General features: G+C 67.4%; 22 protein-coding genes. 8 read left to right on the forward strand and 14 right to left on the reverse strand.

What is annotated here, in order from left to right:
* Nucleotides 1-53: 53 nt before the first annotated feature.
* Nucleotides 54-485, reverse strand: coding sequence for an ion channel (locus AC1RU4_RS03185; RefSeq protein WP_492889563.1), 432 nt, complete (start codon nucleotides 483-485; stop codon nucleotides 54-56).
* 2 nt (nucleotides 486-487) lie between these two features.
* Between AC1RU4_RS03185 and AC1RU4_RS03190 the strand changes: the two genes are divergently transcribed.
* Nucleotides 488-1,363: a GNAT family N-acetyltransferase gene (locus AC1RU4_RS03190; protein ID WP_492889564.1), complete on the forward strand. Its 876-nt coding sequence runs from the start codon at nucleotides 488-490 to the stop codon at nucleotides 1,361-1,363.
* On the opposite strand, the gene AC1RU4_RS03195 is transcribed toward AC1RU4_RS03190, so the two are convergent.
* Both AC1RU4_RS03195 and AC1RU4_RS03200 read right to left on the reverse strand, forming a co-directional pair.
* On the reverse strand, nucleotides 1,364-2,281 hold the full coding sequence (locus tag AC1RU4_RS03195; RefSeq protein WP_492889565.1) for a DMT family transporter: 918 nt from the start codon (nucleotides 2,279-2,281) through the stop codon (nucleotides 1,364-1,366).
* A 197-nt stretch (nucleotides 2,282-2,478) separates the two neighbouring features.
* Entirely contained in the window at nucleotides 2,479-3,360 is an 882-nt protein-coding gene (locus tag AC1RU4_RS03200) for a VOC family protein (RefSeq protein ID WP_492889566.1), read from the reverse strand.
* A 340-nt stretch (nucleotides 3,361-3,700) separates the two neighbouring features.
* On the opposite strand from AC1RU4_RS03200, the gene AC1RU4_RS03205 reads away from it, so the two are divergent.
* The 4 genes from AC1RU4_RS03205 to AC1RU4_RS03220 all read left to right on the forward strand — a co-directional run bounded on the left by AC1RU4_RS03205 (nucleotide 3,701) and on the right by AC1RU4_RS03220 (nucleotide 7,527).
* A complete protein-coding gene (locus tag AC1RU4_RS03205) occupies nucleotides 3,701-4,996 on the forward strand; it encodes an adenylosuccinate synthase (RefSeq protein WP_492889567.1) in 1,296 nt (431 codons plus the stop codon).
* Between the two features lie 27 nt (nucleotides 4,997-5,023).
* Nucleotides 5,024-6,400: a hypothetical protein gene (locus tag AC1RU4_RS03210; RefSeq protein ID WP_492889568.1), complete on the forward strand. Its 1,377-nt coding sequence runs from the start codon at nucleotides 5,024-5,026 to the stop codon at nucleotides 6,398-6,400.
* A gap of 164 nt (nucleotides 6,401-6,564) precedes the next feature.
* The gene (locus tag AC1RU4_RS03215; protein ID WP_492889569.1) at nucleotides 6,565-6,696 is read left to right on the forward strand and encodes a hypothetical protein; all 132 of its coding nucleotides are present in this window, start codon (nucleotides 6,565-6,567) and stop codon (nucleotides 6,694-6,696) included.
* Nucleotides 6,697-6,948: 252 nt separating this feature from the next.
* On the forward strand, nucleotides 6,949-7,527 hold the full coding sequence (locus AC1RU4_RS03220) for a histidine phosphatase family protein (RefSeq protein ID WP_492889570.1): 579 nt from the start codon (nucleotides 6,949-6,951) through the stop codon (nucleotides 7,525-7,527).
* 183 nt (nucleotides 7,528-7,710) lie between these two features.
* Here AC1RU4_RS03220 and sucD read toward each other — a convergent pair whose 3' ends face one another.
* The 9 genes from sucD to AC1RU4_RS03265 all read right to left on the reverse strand — a co-directional run bounded on the left by sucD (nucleotide 7,711) and on the right by AC1RU4_RS03265 (nucleotide 16,755).
* Nucleotides 7,711-8,607, reverse strand: a complete 897-nt coding sequence (gene sucD, locus AC1RU4_RS03225; protein WP_492889571.1) for a succinate--CoA ligase subunit alpha — start codon at nucleotides 8,605-8,607, stop codon at nucleotides 7,711-7,713.
* The gene (gene sucC, locus AC1RU4_RS03230) at nucleotides 8,607-9,806 is read right to left on the reverse strand and encodes an ADP-forming succinate--CoA ligase subunit beta (RefSeq protein WP_492889572.1); all 1,200 of its coding nucleotides are present in this window, start codon (nucleotides 9,804-9,806) and stop codon (nucleotides 8,607-8,609) included. The genes sucD and sucC overlap by 1 nt, the downstream gene beginning before the upstream one ends.
* 103 nt (nucleotides 9,807-9,909) lie before the next feature.
* Nucleotides 9,910-10,683, reverse strand: a complete 774-nt coding sequence (locus tag AC1RU4_RS03235) for a fumarylacetoacetate hydrolase family protein (RefSeq protein ID WP_492889573.1) — start codon at nucleotides 10,681-10,683, stop codon at nucleotides 9,910-9,912.
* Nucleotides 10,684-10,694: 11 nt separating this feature from the next.
* A complete protein-coding gene (locus tag AC1RU4_RS03240) occupies nucleotides 10,695-11,672 on the reverse strand; it encodes a 2-dehydropantoate 2-reductase (RefSeq protein ID WP_492889574.1) in 978 nt (325 codons plus the stop codon).
* Between the two features lie 379 nt (nucleotides 11,673-12,051).
* On the reverse strand, nucleotides 12,052-12,942 hold the full coding sequence (locus tag AC1RU4_RS03245; protein ID WP_492889575.1) for a 2-hydroxy-3-oxopropionate reductase: 891 nt from the start codon (nucleotides 12,940-12,942) through the stop codon (nucleotides 12,052-12,054).
* Nucleotides 12,943-12,963: 21 nt separating this feature from the next.
* Nucleotides 12,964-13,728, reverse strand: a complete 765-nt coding sequence (locus AC1RU4_RS03250; protein WP_492889576.1) for an aldolase/citrate lyase family protein — start codon at nucleotides 13,726-13,728, stop codon at nucleotides 12,964-12,966.
* Nucleotides 13,729-13,772: 44 nt separating this feature from the next.
* Nucleotides 13,773-15,272: a tripartite tricarboxylate transporter permease gene (locus AC1RU4_RS03255; RefSeq protein ID WP_492889577.1), complete on the reverse strand. Its 1,500-nt coding sequence runs from the start codon at nucleotides 15,270-15,272 to the stop codon at nucleotides 13,773-13,775.
* A 22-nt stretch (nucleotides 15,273-15,294) separates the two neighbouring features.
* Complete coding sequence (locus tag AC1RU4_RS03260; RefSeq protein WP_492889578.1) at nucleotides 15,295-15,744, reverse strand: tripartite tricarboxylate transporter TctB family protein; 450 nt, start codon at nucleotides 15,742-15,744, stop codon at nucleotides 15,295-15,297.
* A 21-nt stretch (nucleotides 15,745-15,765) separates the two neighbouring features.
* Nucleotides 15,766-16,755 carry a Bug family tripartite tricarboxylate transporter substrate binding protein gene (locus AC1RU4_RS03265; RefSeq protein WP_492889579.1) on the reverse strand — a complete coding sequence of 330 codons (990 nt, stop codon included), beginning with the start codon at nucleotides 16,753-16,755 and terminating at the stop codon, nucleotides 15,766-15,768.
* A 147-nt stretch (nucleotides 16,756-16,902) separates the two neighbouring features.
* Between AC1RU4_RS03265 and AC1RU4_RS03270 the strand changes: the two genes are divergently transcribed.
* Nucleotides 16,903-17,799, forward strand: a complete 897-nt coding sequence (locus AC1RU4_RS03270; RefSeq protein ID WP_492889580.1) for a LysR family transcriptional regulator — start codon at nucleotides 16,903-16,905, stop codon at nucleotides 17,797-17,799.
* Nucleotides 17,800-17,904: 105 nt separating this feature from the next.
* On the opposite strand, the gene AC1RU4_RS03275 is transcribed toward AC1RU4_RS03270, so the two are convergent.
* Complete coding sequence (locus AC1RU4_RS03275) at nucleotides 17,905-19,062, reverse strand: acyl-CoA dehydrogenase family protein (protein ID WP_492889581.1); 1,158 nt, start codon at nucleotides 19,060-19,062, stop codon at nucleotides 17,905-17,907.
* Between the two features lie 178 nt (nucleotides 19,063-19,240).
* On the opposite strand from AC1RU4_RS03275, the gene AC1RU4_RS03280 reads away from it, so the two are divergent.
* Complete coding sequence (locus AC1RU4_RS03280; RefSeq protein ID WP_492889582.1) at nucleotides 19,241-19,933, forward strand: winged helix-turn-helix transcriptional regulator; 693 nt, start codon at nucleotides 19,241-19,243, stop codon at nucleotides 19,931-19,933.
* 214 nt (nucleotides 19,934-20,147) lie between these two features.
* Here AC1RU4_RS03280 and AC1RU4_RS03285 read toward each other — a convergent pair whose 3' ends face one another.
* Nucleotides 20,148-20,408, reverse strand: a complete 261-nt coding sequence (locus tag AC1RU4_RS03285; RefSeq protein WP_492889783.1) for a hypothetical protein — start codon at nucleotides 20,406-20,408, stop codon at nucleotides 20,148-20,150.
* Between AC1RU4_RS03285 and AC1RU4_RS03290 the strand changes: the two genes are divergently transcribed.
* The gene (locus AC1RU4_RS03290) at nucleotides 20,340-22,592 is read left to right on the forward strand and encodes a DUF3141 domain-containing protein (protein ID WP_492889768.1); all 2,253 of its coding nucleotides are present in this window, start codon (nucleotides 20,340-20,342) and stop codon (nucleotides 22,590-22,592) included. The genes AC1RU4_RS03285 and AC1RU4_RS03290 overlap by 69 nt on opposite strands.
* The last annotated feature ends 29 nt before the right edge of the window (nucleotides 22,593-22,621 follow it).

The following is a 22,621-nucleotide window of genomic DNA, read 5'->3' on the forward strand; positions in this document are numbered from 1 at the left end:
GCGGGGCGGGCAGCGGACCGATGCGGGCCGGCCGGCGCGCCGGCCGTGCGCGGTCAGTCGCGTGTCGCGAGGGGCGCCGGCAGATGGCGCTGCACGACGAGGACCAGAAGCGCGGTCGACCAGCCGAACATCAGGATGCCGTTCGCCGAGGCGAGGGGGCCGAGCAGGCGGGTCTGGGTGCCCCGCAGCGAATCGCCATAGCCCAGCGTCGTGTAGTTGACGAAGGCCGAGTAGAAGGCATCCTCGGAATAGGAGACGAGGCCGAGGAAGTCGTAGAGTAGCCCCCACAGGCCCACCTCCAGCACATGCGCCGCCAGCATCACCAGATAGGTGGCGACCAGCGCGACGGTGAGGCGGAGGTGGTGGCGGCGGCGCATCACGCCGTGGAACGGGTTCATCAGCACGACGAGCAGCAGCGTGCCGGCGAGGTGGATCAACATGGCCATGAGGCTGACCGAGAGGCCGAGAAAGAGGTCGCTTAACATGGATGAGCAGCTTGTTGAGGTGGAAGGAGAGCGAGTCGGTGAACGATAGCCTTACTATCCGCGCCATGCGCCCGGAGGAAATCCTGCTCGCGGTCGAATGGGCCGCCGGCGAGGGCTGGAATCCCGGCCTTGCCGACGCGCCCTGCTTCGGCGCGGTCGACCCCGAGGGGTTCCGGGTCGCCGAACTGGCCGGCGCGCCGGCCGCCATCGTCTCGGTGGTGAATTACGACGACGCTTTCGCGTTTCTCGGCTTCTACATCGTGCGGCCGGACCTGCGCGGGCGCGGCATCGGCGTGCGGCTGTGGGAGGAAGGGCTGGCCCATGCCGGGGCGCGCAGCATCGGCCTCGACGGGGTGACGGCGCAGCAGGCCAATTATGCGAAGCAGGGCTTCGCCTTCTCCCACCGCAACATCCGCTTCCGCGCCACCTGCCGGGGCGGCGAGGCGGGCGGGTGCATCGAATTGCGCGAGGTGCCGTTCGCGACGGTCCTCGCCGACGACGCGCGGGTGTTTCCCGCCGCGCGGCCCGCCTTCCTCAAGGCCTGGCTGGAGACGCCCGGCCATGTCGGGCGGGCGCTGCTGCGCGAGGGGCGGCTCGCCGGCTGGGGCGTGGTGCGGCCGGCCCGCGCCGGCTTCAAGATCGGCCCGCTCAATGCCGAGGACCCCGCCGCCGCCGCCGCGGTGCTGGCGGCGCTGATGGAGGCGGCGGACGAGGACGACCTCTATCTCGACGTGCCCGAGCCGAATGCGGCGGCGGTGGAGCTGGCGCAGCGCCACGGCTTCGCGCCGGTATTCGAGACCGCGCGCATGTATCGCGGGCCGGTGCGGCCGGTGGCGCTGGAGCGGACCTACGGCGTCGCCAGCTTCGAGCTCGGCTGATCAGTCCGGCGGCGGCAGGGCGACCCTGCGCCGGCCCCACAGCGTGGCGATGGCGATGCCGGACAGCACCAGCGCGTAGCCGACCGCGTGATAGAGACGGAAGGACTCGCCGAGGAAGGCGATGGCCAGCACCGAGCCGAAGACCGGCATCAGGTGGAAGAACGGCGCCGCGCGGTTCGGCCCGATGAGGTGGACGCCGCGGATGAAGCACAGATAGGCCAGCACCGAGGGGAAGATCGCCACATAGAGCACCACCAGCGCGGTGGTGAGGTCGGCATGGAAGGGCGCGCCATATATCCGCTCCCACACGAAGACCGGCGACAGCATGAGGCTGCCGAGCACGGTGGAGACGGCGAGGAAGCTGATCGGCCGCATGCCGGGCCGGCGGGCCAGCAGGGCGGAATAGGCGCCATAGACCACCATGGCGGCGATGACCCACAGGTCGCCCTTGTTGAAGTCGATATGCAGCGCCACCGCGAGATCGCCGCGGCAGATGATGGTGAACACGCCGGCGAGCGACAGCAGGATGCCGGCCAGCTGGCCGAGCGTCAGCTTGTCCTTGTTGATGATCAGCGACCAGAAGCCGATGAGCAGCGGCCCGGTCGACTGGATCAGCAGCGCGTTGATCGCCGGGGTGAACTGCAGCCCCCAGTACATCATGGTGTTGAAGGCGGCGATGCCGGTCAGCGACAGCAGGGCCAGTATCGCCACATGGCCGCGGATGAGCGGCCACTCGCTCTTCATGTGCGGCCAGGCGAAGGGCAGCAGGATCGCCGAGGCGATGACCCAGCGCAGGAAGGCGAGCCCGACCGGCGGCACATGGCCGGCCGCCACCCGCCCGAGCACGATGTTGCCGGCCCAGAACAAGCTCGTCAGCGACAGGAGCAGATAAGGCGCGTCATGGAGACGGCGGAACATGGGGGGACCGGGAAGCAGCCAGATGGGCGTCCGGTCTAGAGCCTTTTCCGATCCGATGGAATCACCCGATCGATGAGAAGATGTGCTCGATCCGATCGACCGGCCCGATCCGGCCGCGCCGGGTTGCTCGCCGGCGCGGCAGTACCGGCCGCCGGCAGCCGGCGGACGGTTGCCGAAGGCGCTGCTGCCGCCGGCGTTCAGCCGGCGAGGAAGGCGGCCTGCGTCGACCAGGGATCGGCGATGGTGAAGCCGCCGGGAGTGTCGCCGACGCTCTCGCCTGCGGCGATGAGGCGCTGGCGCAGCGCCGCGAGCCCGGCTTCCGGCAGCACCACCTCGTAACGCACCAGTCCGACCGAGCCGGCCGGCGCCGGGCCGCCGCGGCGGCTCGCCCAGATGTTGAGGCCGAGATGGTGATGGTAGCCGCCGGCGCTGACGAACAGCGCGCCGGGATAGCTCTCGGTGGTGATCGCGAAGCCGAGGCGCTCGACATAGAAGCGGCGGGCGCCCTCGATGTCGCCGACCTGCAGATGCACATGGCCCATGACGGTGCCGGCGGGCATCGGCTGGTCGACCGGCACCAGGGCCGGCGCCTCGGCGAGCAGGCGCTGCAGGTCGAGGGCTTCGGTCGCCATGGCGATCGAGGCGCCGTTCCAGCGCCATTCGCTGCGCGGCCGGTCGCGATAGACCTCGATGCCGTTGCTGTCCGGGTCGTCGAAATACAGCGCCTCGCTGACCAGGTGGTCGGAGGCGCCGATCGGGATGCGGCGGCTCGCGAGGCGGCGCAGCACGATGGCGAGCGCGGTACGGTCCGGCACCAGGATGGCGAGGTGGAACAGGCCGGTGGTGCCGCGCGGGCGCGGCGTGGCGCCGGGGGCGGGCTCGAGCTCGACCAGCGTGCGGCCGCCGGCGCCGAGGCGGATGATTCCGTCGGCATCGGTGCCGAGCGGGGTGAGGCCGACCACGTCGCGATAGAAGGCGGTGGAGCGCGCGCCGTCGCGCACCCTGAGCCGCACCGCGCCGAGGCGCAATGTCGCGGGAAGGGCGGGGGCGGCGGCGGTCTCGGCGAGGGGGGCGGTCATGATGGGCCTCGAAATGGACGATGTCGGCGCAGGGCTTCCCTCAACGTCGTCCCGCCGGGCCGCGGTTGCAAGGCTCGGCCGATTGCGCGGCTGCAATATCGACCTGTCGCGGAACCGGCCTGTCGTCGACGCGCCCGTTCCGGTCCGGCGGGGCGGGCGGGGGCACCGGCACCGGTGGAGAGGTCGCGACAGGCCGGATATCGGCCCCCCGCGTCCTTGCCTCGCCGGGAGCGATCCCGTAAGAGGTTGGCGCCCCGGCCGGATCGCTTCGCCGGGGCTTCCTCTGTGCGTGCCAGGCGCTTCATGCGCCTCCCGCGCGCCGCAATCAGGAGCTCGGCTCGTGGCGAATGTGGTCGTCGTCGGATCCCAGTGGGGCGACGAGGGAAAAGGCAAGATCGTCGACTGGCTCAGCGAGCAGGCCGACGTCGTCGTTCGTTTCCAGGGCGGGCACAATGCCGGCCATACGCTGGTCGTCGGCAACCGGACCTACAAGCTCTCGCTGCTGCCCTCCGGCCTGGTGCGCGGCGCGCGCCTGTCGGTGATCGGCAATGGCGTGGTGCTGGATCCGCAGGCGCTGATCGACGAGATCGGCCGCATCCGCGACCAGGGCGTCGAGGTGACGCCGGAGCGGCTGCGAATCGCCGAGAACGTCACCCTCATCCTGCCGCTGCACCGCGAGCTCGACGCGATTCGCGAGAATGCCGCCGCCACCGGCACCAAGATCGGCACCACCAAGCGCGGCATCGGCCCGGCCTACGAGGACAAGGTCGGGCGGCGGGCGCTGCGGCTGATGGACCTCGCCTATCCCGACACGCTCGGCGCCAAGATCGACCGGCTGCTCGCCCATCACAACCCGCTGCGCCGCGGCCTCGGCTTCGACGAGATCGACGGGGCGGCGCTGCAGGCCGAATTGCTGGCGGTGGCGCCGAAGGTGCTGCCCTTCATGGACCGTGTCTGGGCGCTGCTCGACGACGAGCGCCGCCGCGGCTCCAAGATCCTGTTCGAGGGCGCGCAGGGCGCGCTGCTCGACGTCGACCACGGCACCTATCCGTTCGTGACCTCGTCCAACACGGTGGCGGCGCAGGCGGCGACCGGCTCCGGCCTCGGGCCGGGGGCGATCGGCTATGTGCTCGGCATCACCAAGGCCTATACGACGCGCGTCGGCGAGGGCCCGTTCCCGAGCGAGCTGCATGACGAGATCGGCCGCCGGCTCGGCGAGCGCGGCCATGAATTCGGCACCGTCACCGGCCGGGCGCGCCGCTGCGGCTGGTTCGACGCCGTGCTGGTGCGCCAGACCGTGCGAACCTCCGGCATCAACGGCATCGCGCTGACCAAGCTCGACGTGCTCGACGGCTTCGCCGAGCTGAAAGTGTGCACGAGCTACCGGCTCGACGGGCAGGAGATCGACTATCTGCCCGCCGGGCAGGACGCGCAGGCGCGGGTCGAGCCGATCTACGAGACCATCGAGGGCTGGTCGGAATCCACCGCCGGCGCGCGCTCCTGGGCCGACCTGCCGGCGGAGGCGGTGAAATATGTGCGCTGGATCGAAGAACTGATCGGTTGCCCGGTGGCGCTGCTTTCCACCAGCCCCGAGCGCGATGATACAATCCTGGTGCAGAATCCCTTCGAGGCCTGACATCCGCATAGGTGATCCCGTAGCGTAATGGCTGATTATTATCCGCTTCTGGCCCGCGCCCTCGAACAGCAGCCCAACAAGGGCCGCGAGGCGCGTGAGGTTATCTATGCGCGGGCCCGCAAGGCGCTGCTGACGCAGCTGCGCGGCGTCAATCCGCCCATGGCCGAAGCCGATATCGCCCGCCAGCAGGATTTCCTCGAAGTGGCGATCCGCCGGCTGGAAGCCGATTATGGCGGGCAGGGGCCGGCGGCTCCGGCACCCGCCGCTCCCGCGGTCTCCGCGCCGCCCGAGCCCAAGCCTTCTGAGATCAAGCCGCCGGAGACCCGGCCGTCCGAGACCCGGCCGCCCGAGCCCGCGCCGATCCCGAAGCCGGCTCCGAAGCCCGTCCCGCCCGTCGCCGAGGCGGCACCCGCTTCCGTTGCGCCTGTCCCCGCCAGGGCGCCGCGCCCGCGCGCGCTGGAGGAGGAGACCGAGGCGGACGACCTGTGGAACAGCACCGAACGGCCGCCGGCGCTCGACGACGACCTCGCCCATGATGCCGGCGACGGCGAGCCGGAGGACGGCGCGCCGCCGCGCCGCGGCCGCAGGCGGCTCGTCATCGGCGCCCTCGTGGCGCTGCTCGTGCTCGCGGCGGGGCTGGGCGCGTATCTGCAGCGCGACCGGCTGGCCGGGCTGATCAGGGGCGGGGCGAACCCGGCCGCGCCGACCACGGCGCAGGCCCCGGCCGCGGTCCCGGTGCCCGACGCCGCCACCAAGACCACCGACCGCATCGCCCAGGCGCCCGGCGCGCCGTCGGCGCAGCGCCCGGCACCGGCCCAGCCCGGCGTGCAGGCGGCGCCGCGCGCGATGCTGCTGGAGGAATCCGCCGGCAGCGGCCAGGGGCTGCAGCAATTCGTCGGCAAGGTGACCTGGAGCACCGAGACCTTCCAGCCCGGCACCGGCCAGCCGCAGGATGTCGGCATCCGCGCGCTGATCGACATACCGGACCGGAACTTCAAGGCGACGATGACCATCCGCCGCAACCCGGACCCGAACATCCCGGCCTCGCATATCGTCGACATCCAGTTCCAGCTGCCGCCGGACTTCGATTTCGGCAATGTGGCGAGCGTGCCGGGCATGCAGGCCATGGTGTCGGAAGGCGCGCAGGGCGCACCGCTGCGCGGCCTCGCCGTGCGGGTGGCGCCGGGCTATTTCCTCATCGGCCTGCTCTCCGGCGAGCGGGAGCGGCAGTATAATCTCGGCATGATGTTCAGCCGGGCGCTGCTCAACGTGCCGATGGTGTTCGACAATGGAAGGCGCGCCATTCTGGTGGTCGAGAAGGGCGAAGCGGGCGACGAGGCCTTCCGCACCGCCTTCGCCGCCTGGGGTCTGGTGCGCCCGCCAGCGGCGCCCAGCGCCAACTGAGGCGCCTCTACCCCCGCAGGACCGGTCTCTTCCGTGGCATCCTTATACAAAAGGATGATCGGATATGCACTGTGCGCATGGCTGCGTCGTGGCATCTGGTATACCACATCCATCATGCCTCCATTATGCTGCGTTGCAAGATACAGCGACATTGGAGACGACGCATGTTCGAGGCGGTTTTTCCCGTTCTGCCGGTGCTTATCCTCTGCCATGCGTGGATGACGATCATGCTCGCGCACACGCTGTCGGCCGAGGCCGAGATGGCCACCCTGCCGCCGGAAGCCTATCCGGTGTGAGGCGGGCGGCGCCGGGCGATCGGCGCATCCGAGGAGACACGAGCGGCCCGGTCGCGTTGCCCGCCGATCTCCCGGCAAGCGAGGCGGCGGCCGGATTTGCCGATGGATCATCGGTGATCTCCAGACCCTGGGGGCCGGCGAAACAGATGACCGCCGCGGCGCTGAGCTACCCGTTGCGGTCGTTTGCTGGCGCGTCGAAATATGGTGAATTACCTTTGCAAGCGAATTTCTTGCACGAGGCGCGACCAAGGGATGACGACAGTCTATTTCGTGACCCATCCTGAAGTCGTCATCGACCCGGCCGTAGCCGTGCCCGAATGGGGCCTTTCTCCAAAGGGCTGGTCACGCATCAGAGCGTTCTGCACTCGACCGGAACTCGTCAAGGTCAGCGATGTCTATTCGAGCGATGAGCGCAAGGCGGTGGATTGTGCCGTCGCTCTGAGGCAGGCCCGGCCAATCCATTTCACTATTGATCCGAGGCTCGGGGAAAATGATCGCTCCTCGACGGGGTATGTGGCTCCGCCGCGGTTCTGGGACATCGTTGACCAGTTCTTTGGAAACCCGGACAGAAGCGTTCTCGGCTGGGAGCGCGCGATCGACGCACAATCACGCATCAGAGCGGCGGTGAACGACTGTGTGGCTCGCCGGGCAAGCGACGGCGACATTTGTATTTTCTCGCACGGAGGGGTGGGAACCCTCCTGTTATGCGATCTGTCGGGCGAACCGATATCGCGGCAATATGGCCAGCCCATTGCCGGAGGTGGTTGCTTTTTCGCATTCGAAGCGAGAACAGGGACGATCATTCATGGTTGGCGAGATATCGTTCCGTAGCAAGTCTCCAGCCCGTCCAGTTCCGCTCTCCCAGATGGGCGACATTCGATGGCCCACGGCAGTCGCCGAATGAAAAAGCCCCGCCGCAATCCTGCGGCGGGGCTTTTCGCTGTCAGCAGCCTCACCCGCCGCACGACCGCATGACCGAAGACATCACGCACGCGTGCGGCCGCGCCGACGGCATCAGGCGGCGGCGCGCTTGCTCAGCACGTCGACCAGGGTCTTGCCGAGACGCGCCGGAGAGGGGGAGACCACGATGCCGGCCTCTTCCATCGCCGCGATCTTGTCTTCCGCGCCGCCCTTGCCGCCGGAGATGATGGCGCCGGCATGGCCCATGCGGCGGCCGGGAGGCGCGGTGCGGCCGGCAATGAAGCCGACCATGGGCTTCTTGCGGCCGCGCCGGGCCTCGTCCTTGAGGAACTGCGCGGCTTCCTCTTCCGCCGAGCCGCCGATCTCGCCGATCATCACGATCGACTCGGTGGCGTCGTCGGCGAGGAACAGCTCGAGCACGTCGATGAACTCGGTGCCCTTCACCGGGTCGCCGCCGATGCCGACCGCGGTGGTCTGGCCGAGGCCTTCCTGCGAGGTCTGGAACACCGCCTCATAGGTCAGGGTGCCGGAGCGCGAGACCACGCCGACCGAACCGCGCTTGAAGATGTTGGCCGGCATGATGCCGATCTTGCACTCGCCGGCGGTGACGATACCGGGGCAGTTCGGCCCGACCAGGCGCGACTTCGAGCCGTCGAGCGCGCGGCGCACCTTCACCATGTCGAGCACCGGAATGCCCTCGGTGATGCAGACGATGAGCGGGATTTCCGCCGAGATCGCCTCGCAGATGGCATCGGCCGCGCCCGGCGGCGGCACGTAGATGACCGAGGCGTCGGCGCCGGTCTTCTCGCGGGCCTCGGCGACGGTGTCGAACACCGGCAGGCCGAGATGGACCGAGCCGCCCTTGCCCGGCGAGGTGCCGCCGACCACCTTCGAGCCGTAGGCCAGCGCCTGCTCGGAGTGGAAGGTGCCGTTCTTGCCGGTGAAACCCTGGGTGATGATCTTGGTGTCGCGGGTGATGAGCACGGACATCAGACGGTCTCCTTCACGGCCTTGACGATCTTCTGGGCGGCGTCGTCGAGATCGTCCGCCGGGATGACGTTCAGCCCGCTCTCGCGGATGATCGCCTTGCCTTCCTCGACATTGGTGCCTTCGAGGCGCACCACCAGCGGGACCTCGAGGCCGACCGCCTTCACCGCGGCGATGACGCCGCGCGCGATGACGTCGCACTTCATGATGCCGCCGAAGATGTTGACGAGGATGCCCTTCACCTGCGGATCGGAGGTGATGATCTTGAACGCCGCCGTCACCTTCTCCTCGGTGGCGCCGCCGCCGACGTCGAGGAAGTTCGCCGGCGATTCGCCGTAGAGCTGGATGATGTCCAGCGTCGCCATGGCGAGGCCGGCGCCATTGACCATGCAGCCGATGGTGCCGTCGAGGGCGATATAGGCGAGGTCGTACTTGGACGCCTCGATCTCCTTGGCGTCCTCCTCGCTCTCGTCGCGCAGCGCCAGGATGTCGGCATGGCGGTAGAGCGAGTTGGAATCGAAGGAGATCTTGGCGTCGAGGCATTTCAGCTCGCCGCCCTTGGTGATCACCAGCGGGTTGATCTCCAGCATCGCCATGTCCTTGGCGACGAAGGCCTTGTAAAGCTTGTCAACCAGGCTGCCCGCCTGCTTTGCGAGGTCGCCGGTCAGGCCGAGCGCCTGGGCGACGGTGCGGCCGTGATGCGGCATCACGCCGGTGGCCGGGTCGACGGAGAAGGTGTGGATCTTCTCGGGGGTCGAGTGCGCGACCTCCTCGATGTCCATGCCGCCCTCGGTGGAGACCACGAAGGCGACGCGCGAGGTGGCGCGGTCGACCAGCGCCGAGAGGTAGAACTCCTTGTCGATGTCGGAGCCTTCCTCGATATAGACGCGGTTGACCTGCTTGCCGGCCGGGCCGGTCTGGATGGTCACCAGGGTCTTGCCGAGAATCTGCTTGGCGTTGGCGGCCGCATCGGTGGCGGACTTGACGACGCGCACGCCGCCCTTCTCGCCGGCCTCGGCCTCCTTGAACTTGCCCTTGCCACGCCCGCCGGCGTGGATCTGGCTCTTCACGACCCATACCGGGCCGGCAATCCTGGCCGCCGCCGCATCCGCCTCGTCGGCGGTGAGAATCGCGACGCCGCTCGGCACCGGGACCCCGAATTCGCGGAGCACTCCCTTGGCCTGATATTCATGGATATTCATAAATCCCGCTCCTCCGACAACCGGACAGCCGAAGGGTGCGCATGCCCCTCCGGCGCAAATTGGCGTATCCGTTTTTTCTATTACGCGCTGCGACGCCCGGGCGCTACTGCACGAAAGTGTTGCTGAGGGTTCCGATACCCTCAATCGTGATCTCCACCGCGTTGGTGGGATTCTTCATGACGCCGACGCCGAGCGAGGTGCCGCAGCAGATGACGTCGCCGGGGTTTAGCGTCATGTCGTGCGAGATGCGGCTGACCAGCTGGCGGGCCGAGAACACCATGTCGCTGATCGGATAGCGCTGGCGCTCGTCGCCGTTCAGCACCGTGCGCACCACCAGCGTCGAGGGGTCGACATCCGTCGCCACGACCGGGCCGAACGGGCCGAAGCCGTCGAAGCTCTTGGCCCGCACCCATTGGGCGAAGGTGGCGTCCTTGTTGATGATGTCGGCGGCGGTGATGTCGTTGACGCAGGTATAGCCGAAGATATGGCCGTCGGCCTCCTCCTCGGAGACGCCGGTCGCGGTCCTGCCGATGACGATGCCCAATTCGCCCTCATAGACCACCTTGCCGCCATAGCTCGCCGGACGGCGGACTTCCGCGCCCGGATTGGTGAGGCAGGAGCCGGCCTTGAGCAGATAGAGCGGATCGGCCGGGACCGGCGAATTGAGCTTCGCCGCCAGGGCGTGGAAATTGTTCCACAGGGCGATGATCTTGGTCGGCACCGTCGGGGTGAGCAGCGCGACCGACGAAAGCGGCACGCTTTCCCCGGTCGGCGTGGCACCGTCGAACATGTCGCCGCCATGGACGAGAATGCTGTCGCCCTCGAGCGTGCCGAAACCGGCCGCGCCCGAACGCTCGAAACGAACCCAATGTGTCATGTTGCCGGAACTCAGTTGTAGCAGCCGGCGATCTGGGCGCGCTGACGCACCAGAGCAAGCACGATGTCGATGGTCGGGGTCGGGATGCCGGCGAGACGCCCCATCTCCTGCACCACGGTCACCAGCGGATCGATCTCCATGGCGCGGGACCGCTCCAGGTCCTGCAGCATCGAGGTCTTGTGCGCGCCGACCGCGCCGGCGCCGTCGATGCGGCGCTCCACGCCGACGCGGAAGTTCACGCCGGACTGGATGGCGATCTCCTGCGCCTCCAGCATCATCGCCTTGGCGACCGCGCGGGTGCCGGGATCGGAGGCGATGGTGTCGAGAGTCGCATGGGTGAGGGCGCTGATCGGGTTGAAGCAGAGGTTGCCCCACAGCTTCAGCCACAGCTCGTCGCGGATGTTCGGCATGACCGGGGCGCGCAGGCCGCCGGCGGCGAAGGCGTCCGACAGCTTGGTGACGCGGTCGGTGATCTCGCCCGAGGGCTCGCCGAGCGGGAACTTGTCGCCATAGACGTGCTGGATCACGCCCGGCGCCACCACTTCGGTCGCGGGATAGACGATGCAGCCGATGGCGCGCTCGGGGCGCAGGCCCTTCCACTGCTTGCCGCCGGGATCGACGCTTTCCAGCGTCCTGCCCTCGAGATGGTCGCCGTGCTTGTAATAGTACCAGTAGGGCACGCCGTTGACGGCGGTGACCACCGCGGTGTCGTTGCCGAGCAGCGGCTGCATGGCATCGACCACGCCGGGCACCGAATGGCCCTTCAGCGCGACGATGACGTAGTCCTGCGGGCCGAGATCGGCGGGGTTGTCCGAGCACGGGATGTGCTCGACGCGCTCCTCGCCGTCGATGAGCAGCTTCAGGCCGTTGGCCTTCATGGCTTCGAGATGCGCGCCGCGTGCGACCAGGCTGACGTCGACGCCGGCGCGCTTGAGCTGAACGCCGACATAACCGCCGATGGCGCCGGCACCATAGATGCAGACTTTCATTGGGCTCCCTCCAATGTCCGCGCGGACCCCCGTGCGTCACGGACTTCATTATTTGGTATTTTGTATGCCATGATCAGGCATAATACGACTTTCGTCAAGGCTGATTGCAACCCCTTCGCCACCCCCGTGCGCAAACGTCGCGCGTGCCGATACAGCGGCTTGCGTCGGGTGGGGCGGTTTCCCGACGATCATTCAAGTTAAGCCGTGCGGTGGCGTATTGTCTACCGTGTAAAGTGTTGTAAAGCGCAGAACAATCGTCTCGGCCAGCTATCAAAAGACTGCCCCGGCAGCGGGGTTCCACTACCGGGGCAGCACTGCTTACTCATTCGCCTGTCGGTCAGCCGATCGGAATATCGAACCGGCCGATGGGGAACGACGATCACGCATCGGGAGCGACGGTGTGGTTTGCGAGCATCTCCAGCGCCTTCACCAGCGCCGAATGGTCCCAGGCCGCCCCGCCATTGGCGGCGCAGGCGCTGAACAGCTGCTGCGCCACCGCGGTCGCCGGCAGCGCCATCTGCAGCTGCCGCGCCCCGGTCAGCGCCAGGTTCAGGTCCTTCTGGTGCAGCTCGATGCGGAAGCCGGGCGCGAAGGTCCGCTTCACCATCCGCTCGCCATGCACCTCCAGGATGCGCGAATTGGCGAAGCCGCCCATCAGCGCCTGCCGCACCTTGGCCGGGTCGGCCCCGGCCTTGGAGGCGAACAGCAGCGCCTCGCCCACCGCCAGGATGTTGAGCGCCACGATGATCTGGTTGGCCACCTTGGTGGTCTGGCCGTCGCCATTGCCGCCGACCAGGGTGATGTTCTTGCCCATCGTCTCGAACAGCGGCTTCACCGTCTCGAAGGCGGCCTCCGGGCCGCCGACCATGATGGTCAGCGAGGCCGCCTTGGCGCCGACCTCGCCGCCGGAGACCGGGGCGTCGAGATAGTCGCAGCCGAGAGCGTTGATCTTCTTGGCGAATTCCTTGGTCTCCACCGGCGCGATCGACGACATGTCGACCACGATCTTGCCCGCCGACAGACCGGCCGCGATGCCGTTCTCGCCGAACAGCGCGGCGGCCACATGCGGGGTATCCGGCACCATGGTGATGATGATGTCGGCGTTCTTCGCCACCTCGGTGCCGCTGGCGCAGGCGACGCCGCCCTTGCCGGTGAGCTCGGCGGGAACCGGCTTCACGTCGTAGAGATACAGCGAGTGGCCCGCATCGATCAGGTGCCCGGCCATCGGCGCGCCCATGATCCCGAGCCCGACAAATCCAACCTTAGCCATTTTCTTTCCTCGCAGATCCGGTCAGGACAGGTATTTCTTGGCGATCGCCTCGGTCGTCCGGGCCAGCAGGCCGGTGTCGATGCCGACGGCGGTGAAGACGCAGCCCGCCGCCATGTAGCGTCGCGCCAGCGTCTCGTCGCCGGTGAGGATGCCGGCCGGCTTGCCGGTGGCGACGATGCGGGCGATGGAGGCCTCGATCAGTTCGACGATGTAGGGGTTGCCCTGGTCGCCGAGATAGCCGAGGTCGGCCGACAGGTCGCCCGGCCCGATGAACAGGCCGTCAATGCCCGGCACCGCGGCGATGGCCTCCAGATTGTCCAGCCCCTGCTGCGTCTCGATCTGCACCAGGAGGCAGAGTTCCTCATGCGCCCGGCGGTGATAATTCGCCACCCGGCCGAAGCGCGAGGCGCGGGCGGCACCGGCGAAGCCGCGGAATCCGTCCGGCGGGAAACGCGTCGCCGCCACCGCCGCCTCGGCATGCTCCACCGTCTCCACCATCGGGATCAGGAAGGTCTGGGTGCCGATATCCATATAGCGCTTGAGCATGATCGGATCGTTCTCCGGCACCCGCACGATCGGATGGGTGGGGTTCTCCATGACAGCATGCAATTGCGCGAGCACGCCCGGCACGTCGTTGGGTGCGTGCTCGGCGTCGATCAGCAGCCAGTCGAAGCCGGAGCCGGCGAGGATTTCGGTGGCGGTCGCGCTCGCCATGCTGTTCCAGAAGCCGATCTGCTGCTGGCCGGCCAGGATGGCGCGCTTGAAGGTATTGACGGGCAGGTCCACGGCGTGAGGTCCTTGTTCACGGGAAAGGGGCGGAAAGGCCGGCGCTATTCGGCCAGCGCTTCCTTGCGCTTGCGCAGCACGGCGGGGGAGAGCATCGCCAGCAGCAGCGCGGCGACGACGCCAAGCAGCACGGCGCTGATCGGATGGGTGAGGAAGACCGAGGGGTCGCCGTCCGACAGCTGCATGGCGCGGCGGAAATTCTCCTCAAGCTGCGGGCCGAGTACGAGGCCGAGCAGCAGCGGCGCCGGCTCGACGCCGACCTTGATGAAGAAATAGCCGAGCAACGCGCAGCCCAGCATCAGCCAGACATTGAAGGCGCTGTTGGAGATGCCGTAGGTGCCGATGCAGCAGAACAGCACGATGGCCGGGAACAGCAGTCGGTAGGGGATCTTGAGCATCGACACCCACAGCCCGACCAGCGGCAGGTTGATGATCAGCAGCATCAGATTGCCGGTCCACATGCTGGCAATGACGCCCCAGACCAGCTCGGGCTGCTCGGTCATCACCTGCGGGCCGGGCTGGATGCCCTGCATCATCAGCGCGCCGATCATCAGCGCCATCAGCGCGTTGGACGGGATGCCGAGGGTGAGCAGCGGGATGAAGCTGGTCTGCGCGCCGGCATTATTGGCCGCCTCCGGCGCCGCGACGCCCTCGATGGCCCCCTTGCCGAAGCGCGAGGGGTCCTTCGCCAGCTTCTTCTCCAGCGCATAGGCAGTGAAGGGCGGCAGCGCCGCGCCGCCGCCCGGCAGCACGCCGAGCGCCGAGCCGATGAAGGTGCCGCGCAGCATCGCCGGGAACGCCGCCTTGAGGTCGGCGGCGGAAGGGACGAGGTCGCGCAGCTTCTGGCTGACCACCTGCCGGACCGCCGGACGCTCCAGATTGGCGATGATCTCGGCGAGGCCGAACATGCCCATGGCGACCGGCACGAAGTCCAGCCCGTCCGCCAGCGCCGGCACGCCGAAAGTCATGCGGGCGGCGCCGGAATTGACGTCGATGCCGATGGTGCCGAGCAACAGGCCGAGGAACACCATGGCCAGCGACTTCGACACCGAGCCATGCGCCAGCAGGACCGCGGCGAACAGGCCGAGCACCAGCAGGCTGAAATATTCCACCGCGGTGAATTTCATCGCCAGCGCCGCCAGCGGCAGGCTGAGCACGGCAATGACCACGGTCGCCACCGTACCGGCGAAGAAGGAGGAGATGGCGGCGATGGCCAGCGCCGGGCCGGCCCTGCCCTGCTTGGCCATCTCGTGGCCGTCGAGGCAGGTGACGACCGAGGAGGTCTCGCCCGGCACGTTGACCAGGATGGCGGTGGTGGAACCGCCATATTGCGCGCCGTAGAAGATGCCGGCGAGCATGATCAGCGACGAGGCCGGCGCCAGACCGAAGGTGAAGGGCAGCAGCAGCGCGATGGTCGGGATCGGCCCGATGCCCGGCAGCACGCCGATGGCGGTGCCGATGACCACCCCGATCAGGCAGTAGAGGAGATTGTTCAGCTGCAGCGCCGTCGAGAGGCCGAGCAGAAGATTGTCGAACAGTTCCATGGGGATGCCTACAGGTCCGCGCTCACCAGGGCCAGATCGACACCGGCAGCGCCAGCGCCTTCACGAAGAGCAGCACGGCGGCGGCGGTGAGGCCGGCACCGAACAGGATGACTTCGAAAAACCGGCTCTCCCGGCTCGCCAGCGCCGAGATGAGCACCACGGCGAGCGAGGCCGCCGCCAGGCCGGCGGTCTCGATCAGCAGGGCGAAGACACCCACCGCCACCCCGACGCCGAGGATCGGGCGCATCTGGACGCGCTCGATCCCGGCATGGGAACGCATCAGCCCGCGCCCGGCGAAGAACAGGCCGAAGCCCAGCAGCACCAGCGCGATGACCCGGGGCATGTAGCCCGGCCCCATGTCGGCGGCATTGCCGCCGGCAAGTCGCGCGGTCGCGGCAAAGGTGGCCGCCGCGACGATGATGAGGAAGCCGCCGAACAGGAGGTCCGGCCAGTCGAACCGGCGATGTGTCACGGGCGTGATCCGATCAAGCGATCAGTTGGTCTTGATCTCGGCGGCGCGCACGACGCCTCCCCAGCTCTCGATATTGGTGGCGAGCCAGGCCTTCACGTCGTCCGGCGTGCCGGGACGCACCGAGCCGCCCTGCTCGGCGATCTTGGCCTGGATGTCGGGCATGGCGAGGATCTTCTGCAGCTCGGCATTGAGGCGCGCCACCACGTCCGGCGGCGTGCCGCCCGTCGTGAGCAGTCCCTGCCAGGTGCCGGCATCGGCGAGCGGCAGCTTGGCTTCCTTGAAGGTCTCGACATTCGGCAGCGCCGGCAGGCGGGCCTCGCCGGTGACCGCGATGCCGACCAGCTGGTTGTTGGTCACGAAGGGAAGCGTCGCGGTGGCGCCATTGATGATCACGTTGCTCTCGCCGGAGACGACGGCGCGCGAGGCGGCGGCGCCGCCCTTGTAGGGCACGTTCTTCCACTCGATGCCGAGATCGCGGGCGAGCGCCACGGCGGTGATGTGGTTGAGCGCGCCGACGCCGGAATTGGCGACCGCAAGCTTGCCGGGATTGGCCTTGGCATAGGCGACGAGTTCGGCGACGTTCTTCGCCGGCACCGACGGATGCACCGCCATGACATAGGGGCCGAACATCACTAGGCCGACCGGCGCGAGGTCCTTCTGGACGTTGTAGGACAGGTCGGGGAACAGGCTCGGCGCCACGGCGAGCGAGCCGATGTCCATCAGCAGCAGCGTATGGCCGTCCGGGCGGGCCTTGGCGACGGCATCGGCGCCGATATTGCCGGCCGCACCCGGCTTGTTCTCAACGACGACGGCCTGGCCGATGGCCTCGGACAGTTTCGGGCTGATCAGCCGGGCGAGGATGTCGGAGGTGCCGCCGGGGGCGAAGGGCACGACGATGCGCACCGGGCGCTCGAAGGCCTGGCTCCGCGCGGGGGTGGCGGTGAGTGCCGGGGCAAGGGCGGCGCACAGCGCCAGCGCGGCGGTGGCCGCCTTGAGGATGCGAAAGCTCATAAGCGTTTCCTCCAGAAACGAATAAGGGGGCGATTTGCGCGATGTGATTTTTGGGAGGCTGGCGGGGCGCTCCGAGACATGATGCTAGGCGATAGTTGATGCGCCAATGAGTTGTTTTGAGCATGGATCGATGCCATTTTTGGATGGATGTTCGAGCTCAGCCACCTTCGTTGCTTTGTTGCCGTCGCCGAGGAACTGCATTTCGGTCGGGCGGCGGCGCGCCTCAATCTCACCCAGCCGCCGCTCAGCCGGCAGATCCAGCTGCTGGAGCACACGCTCGACGTCCGGCTGATCGATCGCACCAGCCGGTCGGTGAGCCTCACCCGCGCCGGGCAGAACTTCCTGCCGGAGGCGCGCCGCCTGCTCCGGCTGGCCGAGGGCGCCGCGCTGGCGGCGCGACGCACGGCGAGCGGCGAGGCCGGCTCGATTACGCTCGGGTTCACCGCGGCGTCGGGCTATGATTTTCTGCCGCGGCTGATCAAGCAGTTCCGCGTGACCACGCCGGATATCGACATCGAGTTGAAGGAGATGGTCTCGGCCGATCAGATCGATGCGATCGTCGCCGGAAGGATCGACGTCGGCCTTGTGCGGCCGACCTTCAATCGCCGCGAGTTCGTCTCGCTCTGCGTCGTTCGGGAGCCGCTGATGCTGGCGGCGCCGGACGATCATCCGTTCGCCTCCGCGCCCGAGATAGCCATCGCCGACCTCGATCGCCAATCGATCGTGATGTATTCGCCCTATGAAGCTCGTTATTTCTACGATTTACTTGCAACGATATTCGCCAAGGCGGGAGCGATGCCGCATTATGTGCAGCATATCAGCCAGATACATTCCATTCTCGGGCTGGTTAAGGCAGGCATCGGCCTCGCCTTGGTGCCCAGGGCCGCGACGACCCTGAGGTTCGAAGGCGTCACCATTCGCCCGATTGCGATCGAAGCCGGCTCCACCGTGGAGCTCCATGCGGTCTGGCGTTCCGCCAACGCCAATCCGGCATTGGCTACGCTGGAAAGAACGCTGCGTGACGTCGCCGGCCGCCATGACTGAGGTCAGCCGGCTTTCCAGCGGCTCCCCCTAGTTTTCAGGCAGGAGCCCCGGTAGCGCGGACGGGTGGAATCCCGACCCATCCGGGATGCGGTCGCGCCGAGCACCCTAGTAGATATTCGCCGTGGGCAAGCCCAGCGCCGTCGCTCCTGCATATTCGGCTTGCGGGCCGGCCTGGAGCGGGTGGTAGCGGGCGCCCTGTATGTCGCGGAACCGACGCTCCAGCCCGTTCTCGCGATAGAAACCCGCCCCGCCCGCCAGCTCCATCGCGAGCTCGACGGTCTTGATCGCGTTCTCCGCCACGAGACTGCGCCCGATCATCACCTCGTTCACCGTCTCGGCCGAGGGGGCGTTGCGCTCCACGATATCGAGCATCCAGCCATGGGCCAGCTGCGCGGCGCGCAGTGCCGTATCCATCCGGCCGGCCAGGGCGAGCGTGTGCTGCGTCTGCCGCTTCTTCTTCGCTAGCCCGATGGCGATGTCGCGGGCGCTCTCGGCAACACCGAGATAAGCCGAATAGATCAGCGGAAAGGCGATCGTGGCGATCACCTGGAACAGCGGATGCCACTCGCCTGCCCTGCGCGACACCGCCACGCTGGCCTCGGGCACGAACAGGCCTTCGATCAGCACGTCGTTGGAGCCGGTGCCGCGCATGCCGAGCGTGCGCCAGGTGTCGAGCACCTTCACTTCCGGCGCCTTCATCGAAACCGGGAAATGGATCACGCTGTCGGGTGTTCCCTCGATGTGGACGACGGCGGTGGTCATCAGCACATCGCCCGCTTCGGCACCCGACGTGAAGATCTTGCGCGCGGTGATGCGATAGCCGCCCTCGACCTTCGCCGCCTGACCCGAGCCGGCGATCCAGTCGGACCCGCCGCTGGAGAGGATGACGATGCGGTCATTGGCCACGCGCTTCAGCAGCGGCTCGACGGCGGCCACTTTCTGGTAACGCCAGCGCCAGGCAGGGATCGCGACCTGGTGGGTGTGCATGGAAAAGGCCAGTGCGGTCGAACTGCAGTGATGCGCAAGCTCGCGCAACATCGCGGCCAGCTCGCGGACCTCCGCACCGCCTCCGCCAAGTTCGGATGGGACGCCCGCTTCCACCAGGCCGGCCTGCTTCAACGCCTGGTAATTGTCGGCCACGAAGCGGTCGTCGGCATCCGCCTCGGCCGCATGTTCGGCGAACGCGGCGCCGAGGGCCCGCGCGACCGTCACGAGTTCGCCGCGGCGTTGCCTGGGGGCTTCCGCCTTAATGGGAGTGATCATGTCCGGCTCCTCTCAAATGGATGGCGAGAGGTCGAGAATCCCGCAGCTGCGGCCCGAATTCCAGTTCACGAACTGTACCATGCGGCAAGCCCGGCCATCGGATCCACCCGGTGCAAATTCTTGGCACGCCGCGCGTGCCGGTGTTCTATACTATACGAGTTTGTCGGAGGAGGCAGACATGGAGGATCGCGGAGGATACGGACAGTTCTGCCCCGTATCCATGGCGGCCGAAATCCTGTGCACGCGATGGACGGCGCTGCTGATACGCGAGCTCCTTTGCGGAAGCACCCGTTTCAACGAACTTCGCCGCGGCGTGCCGCGCATGTCACCGGCGCTTCTTTCCAAGCGACTGAAAGAACTTGAGAAAATAGGCGTGGTCGTCACCGCCCCGCGCGAGTCCGGCGCTATCGAGTATCACCTGTCGCCGGCCGGCGAGGATTTGCGCCCGATCATCCTCGGCATGGGCTTTTGGGGCCAGCGCTGGGTGGAATCGCAGCTTTCGCTGAAGAATCTCGACCCGTCGCTGCTGATGTGGGACATCCGCCGCAACCTCAATCCCGAGCCGTTGCTGCCGGGTCGCTGCACGATTCAGTTTCAGTACCCCGAACTTCCCGAACCGCAGCGCAACTGGTGGATGGTGATCGAAAGCGGCAAGGTCGACCTTTGCGGCTTCGATCCCGGCTATGAGATCAACCTGCTGGTCCGCAGCTCGCTCCGCACGATGACGGCGATCTGGATGGGCTTTGCGCCCATTCCGCATGAGCTGGCCGCGGGGCGCCTTGAGCTCGAGGGCGAGCGGCCGATCGCCAATGCCATACAGAAATGGCTGACGCTCAGCACTTTTGCGTCCGAGCCGCGTCGGGTTTCCTGACGACAGCCGCGCGCAATCATTCGCTTCGAGGGTCGCCTGCGGAACATGCCTGGGCCGGCCGATTTTTCCGGGTGACCTGCACGCGGAAATCGTAAGATCTTTCAATCTTGTTCCATTCCAACGGCCCCCAGTCATCACAATGCAAAACCGGTTGCCGTAAAATACATTTAATTGATCGGGGTTACGGCTGGTATCCTACGATGTTTCCCGGATATCATTCGTTGCTGCAGCGCGATACCGATACCGAAGTATCCATCTCCGTGCCGGACATTTGTCGGCCGGAACTTGGCATCCATCGATTTTCACCGCCGGGTTTGTCTAAATCCCAAGGCTGATCGAGGTCGACAGAATGACTCAAGCGCAAAATCTGTCTGACTACATCGTCGATTGCTTCCAGAGAAACGTACTGTTTCTCGATGTTCTGCGCCAACGGGCCGATAACTACCTCGAGCACATGGCGATGAAGGTCCCGCATGTGCTCGGCTTCGAGCGCGAGCTGGTGATGGACGGACGCACCCTGCCGCGACCGGTCAATTACGGGATCGTCCGTATTACGCCGCCGGAAGGGGTTGTGGTCGACGAAAACGCTCGTCCCTTCATCGTCGTCGATCCGCGCGCGGGACACGGTCCCGGCATCGGCGGCATGAAAGCCGACAGCGAGATCGGCGCGGCGCTCGCCGCCGGCCACCCCTGCTATTTCATCGGCTTCAGCCCGACCCCGATGCCGGGCCAGACCATCGAGGATGTCGGCCGGGCGGAGGTCGCGTTTATCGCCGAGGTGCGGCGGCGCCATCCCGATGCCCCCGAGCCCTGCATCATCGGCAATTGCCAGGCCGGCTGGGCCATTCTCGGGGCGACGGCGACACGTCCCGACATTGCCGGGCCGCTCATCGTTGCCGGTGCTCCGGTCTCCTACTGGGCCGGCAAGGACGGTCTCAACTCGATGCGCTATTCCGGCGGGTCGCTCGGGGGCACCTGGGTGGCCTCGCTTGTCAGCGACCTCGGCGCCGGCATCTTCGACGGCGCCTACCTGGTGCAGAATTTCGAGAACCTGAACCCCGCCAACACCCTCTGGTCCAAGCTCTTCAATGTCTGGTCGAAGGTGGACACCGAGAGCGAGCGCTTTCTCTCCTTCGAGAAGTGGTGGGGCGGCCATGTGCTGCTGACCCGCGAGGAAATCGAGTTCATCACCGAGAACCTCTTCGTCGGCAACAAGCTCACCGCCGGCCGGCTGACGCTCTCGTCGGGCGAGACGGTCGATCTGCGCAACATCACGTCGCCGATCCTGGTCTTCTGTTCTTGGGGCGACAACATCACCCCGCCGCCGCAGGCGCTCGGCTGGGTGTGCGATCTGTACAAGACCGACACCGAGCTGCTGCTGCATCGGCAGACCGTGGTCTATTGCATCCATCCGCAGGTCGGCCATCTCGGCATCTTCGTGTCCGGCTCGGTCGCCCGCAAGGAACATGCGGAGTTCACCAGCCATATCGACCTGATCGACGTGCTGCCGCCCGGACTGTGGGAAGCCGTGCTGACCCCGCGTCGGCCGGACGACGTCAATCCCGACCTGATCACCGGCGACTATGTGGTGAGCTTCGAGGCACGCAAGCTCGACGACATCCGCGCGCTGGGGCTCAACACCGTGGAGGAGGACCGGCGTTTCGCCGCCCTCGCCCATCTCTCAGAGCTGAACGCCAGCATCTACAAGACCTGGATGCGCCCCTTCGTTCAGGCCGTCTCGACGCCGGACATGGCGGAGCTCGCACGCCGCCTCAACCCGACGCGAACGCAGTTCGAGATTTTCGCCGACGCCAATCCGGCCATGCGCTATGTGAAGGACTATGCGGAAACCGTGCGGGCCCACCGCAGGCCTGCCGCACCCGACAACCCTTTCGTCACGCTGCAGTCGATCGCCTCGGCCAATATCGAGGCGGCGCTGGATCTGTTCCGGGTGGTGCGCGACAACGCCGCCGAGGCGAGCTTCAAGATGATGTTCGGCGCGCCCTGGCTTCAGGCCGCGCTGCGCGTCGACGCGGACAACCCGCGCGAGGTGACGCCGGAGATGAGCTTGTCTCCCGACGAATTGCAGGTGCGCCTCGAGACGTTGCGCAGCGAGAGCGCGATCGTCACGCCGGCCGCTGCCGGCCTTCGGGCGGTGATGTTCGTGCTGGCGGCCGAGACGTCCGTCGACGAGCGCGCCTTCGAGGTGCTGCGGAAGCTGCGCCGCGAACGGGAGGAATTCCGCAACACGACGCTGGCGACCTTCAAGGAGCGGGTCCGGCAGCAATCCTTCATGCTGCGCCTCGACGCCGAAGACGCGATGGCGGCCGTCGCGCCGATGCTGGCCAGCGGGGAATGCCCGGCGAGGATCGAGGATATCTATGCGGTCGTCACGGCGTCGGGTCCGCTGAGCGATGCCGCGCTCGAGCGGTTCAAGCGGGTCGAGAAGATGTTCGCTGCAGCCGGCAAATCCGAGCCGGCGCTTTCGGCACAGAAGGCGCCCGCCGCATCGCTGCCGGAAGAACCTGCCCCGGAACCGCCTGCTCCGGCGGATTCGAGCCCGGCCAAATCCACGCGGGCGAAGCCAGAGGCGGTAAGCATCGCCCGCATGGCGCCCGCCCAGCCGCGCCGGCGCCCGCGCGCGGCCAAGCCGGGATAGGCGGCGTTCACAGCTCCGCTCTCCCTTCG

Source organism: Ancylobacter sp. GW821-FHT10E12 (genome assembly GCF_058809335.1).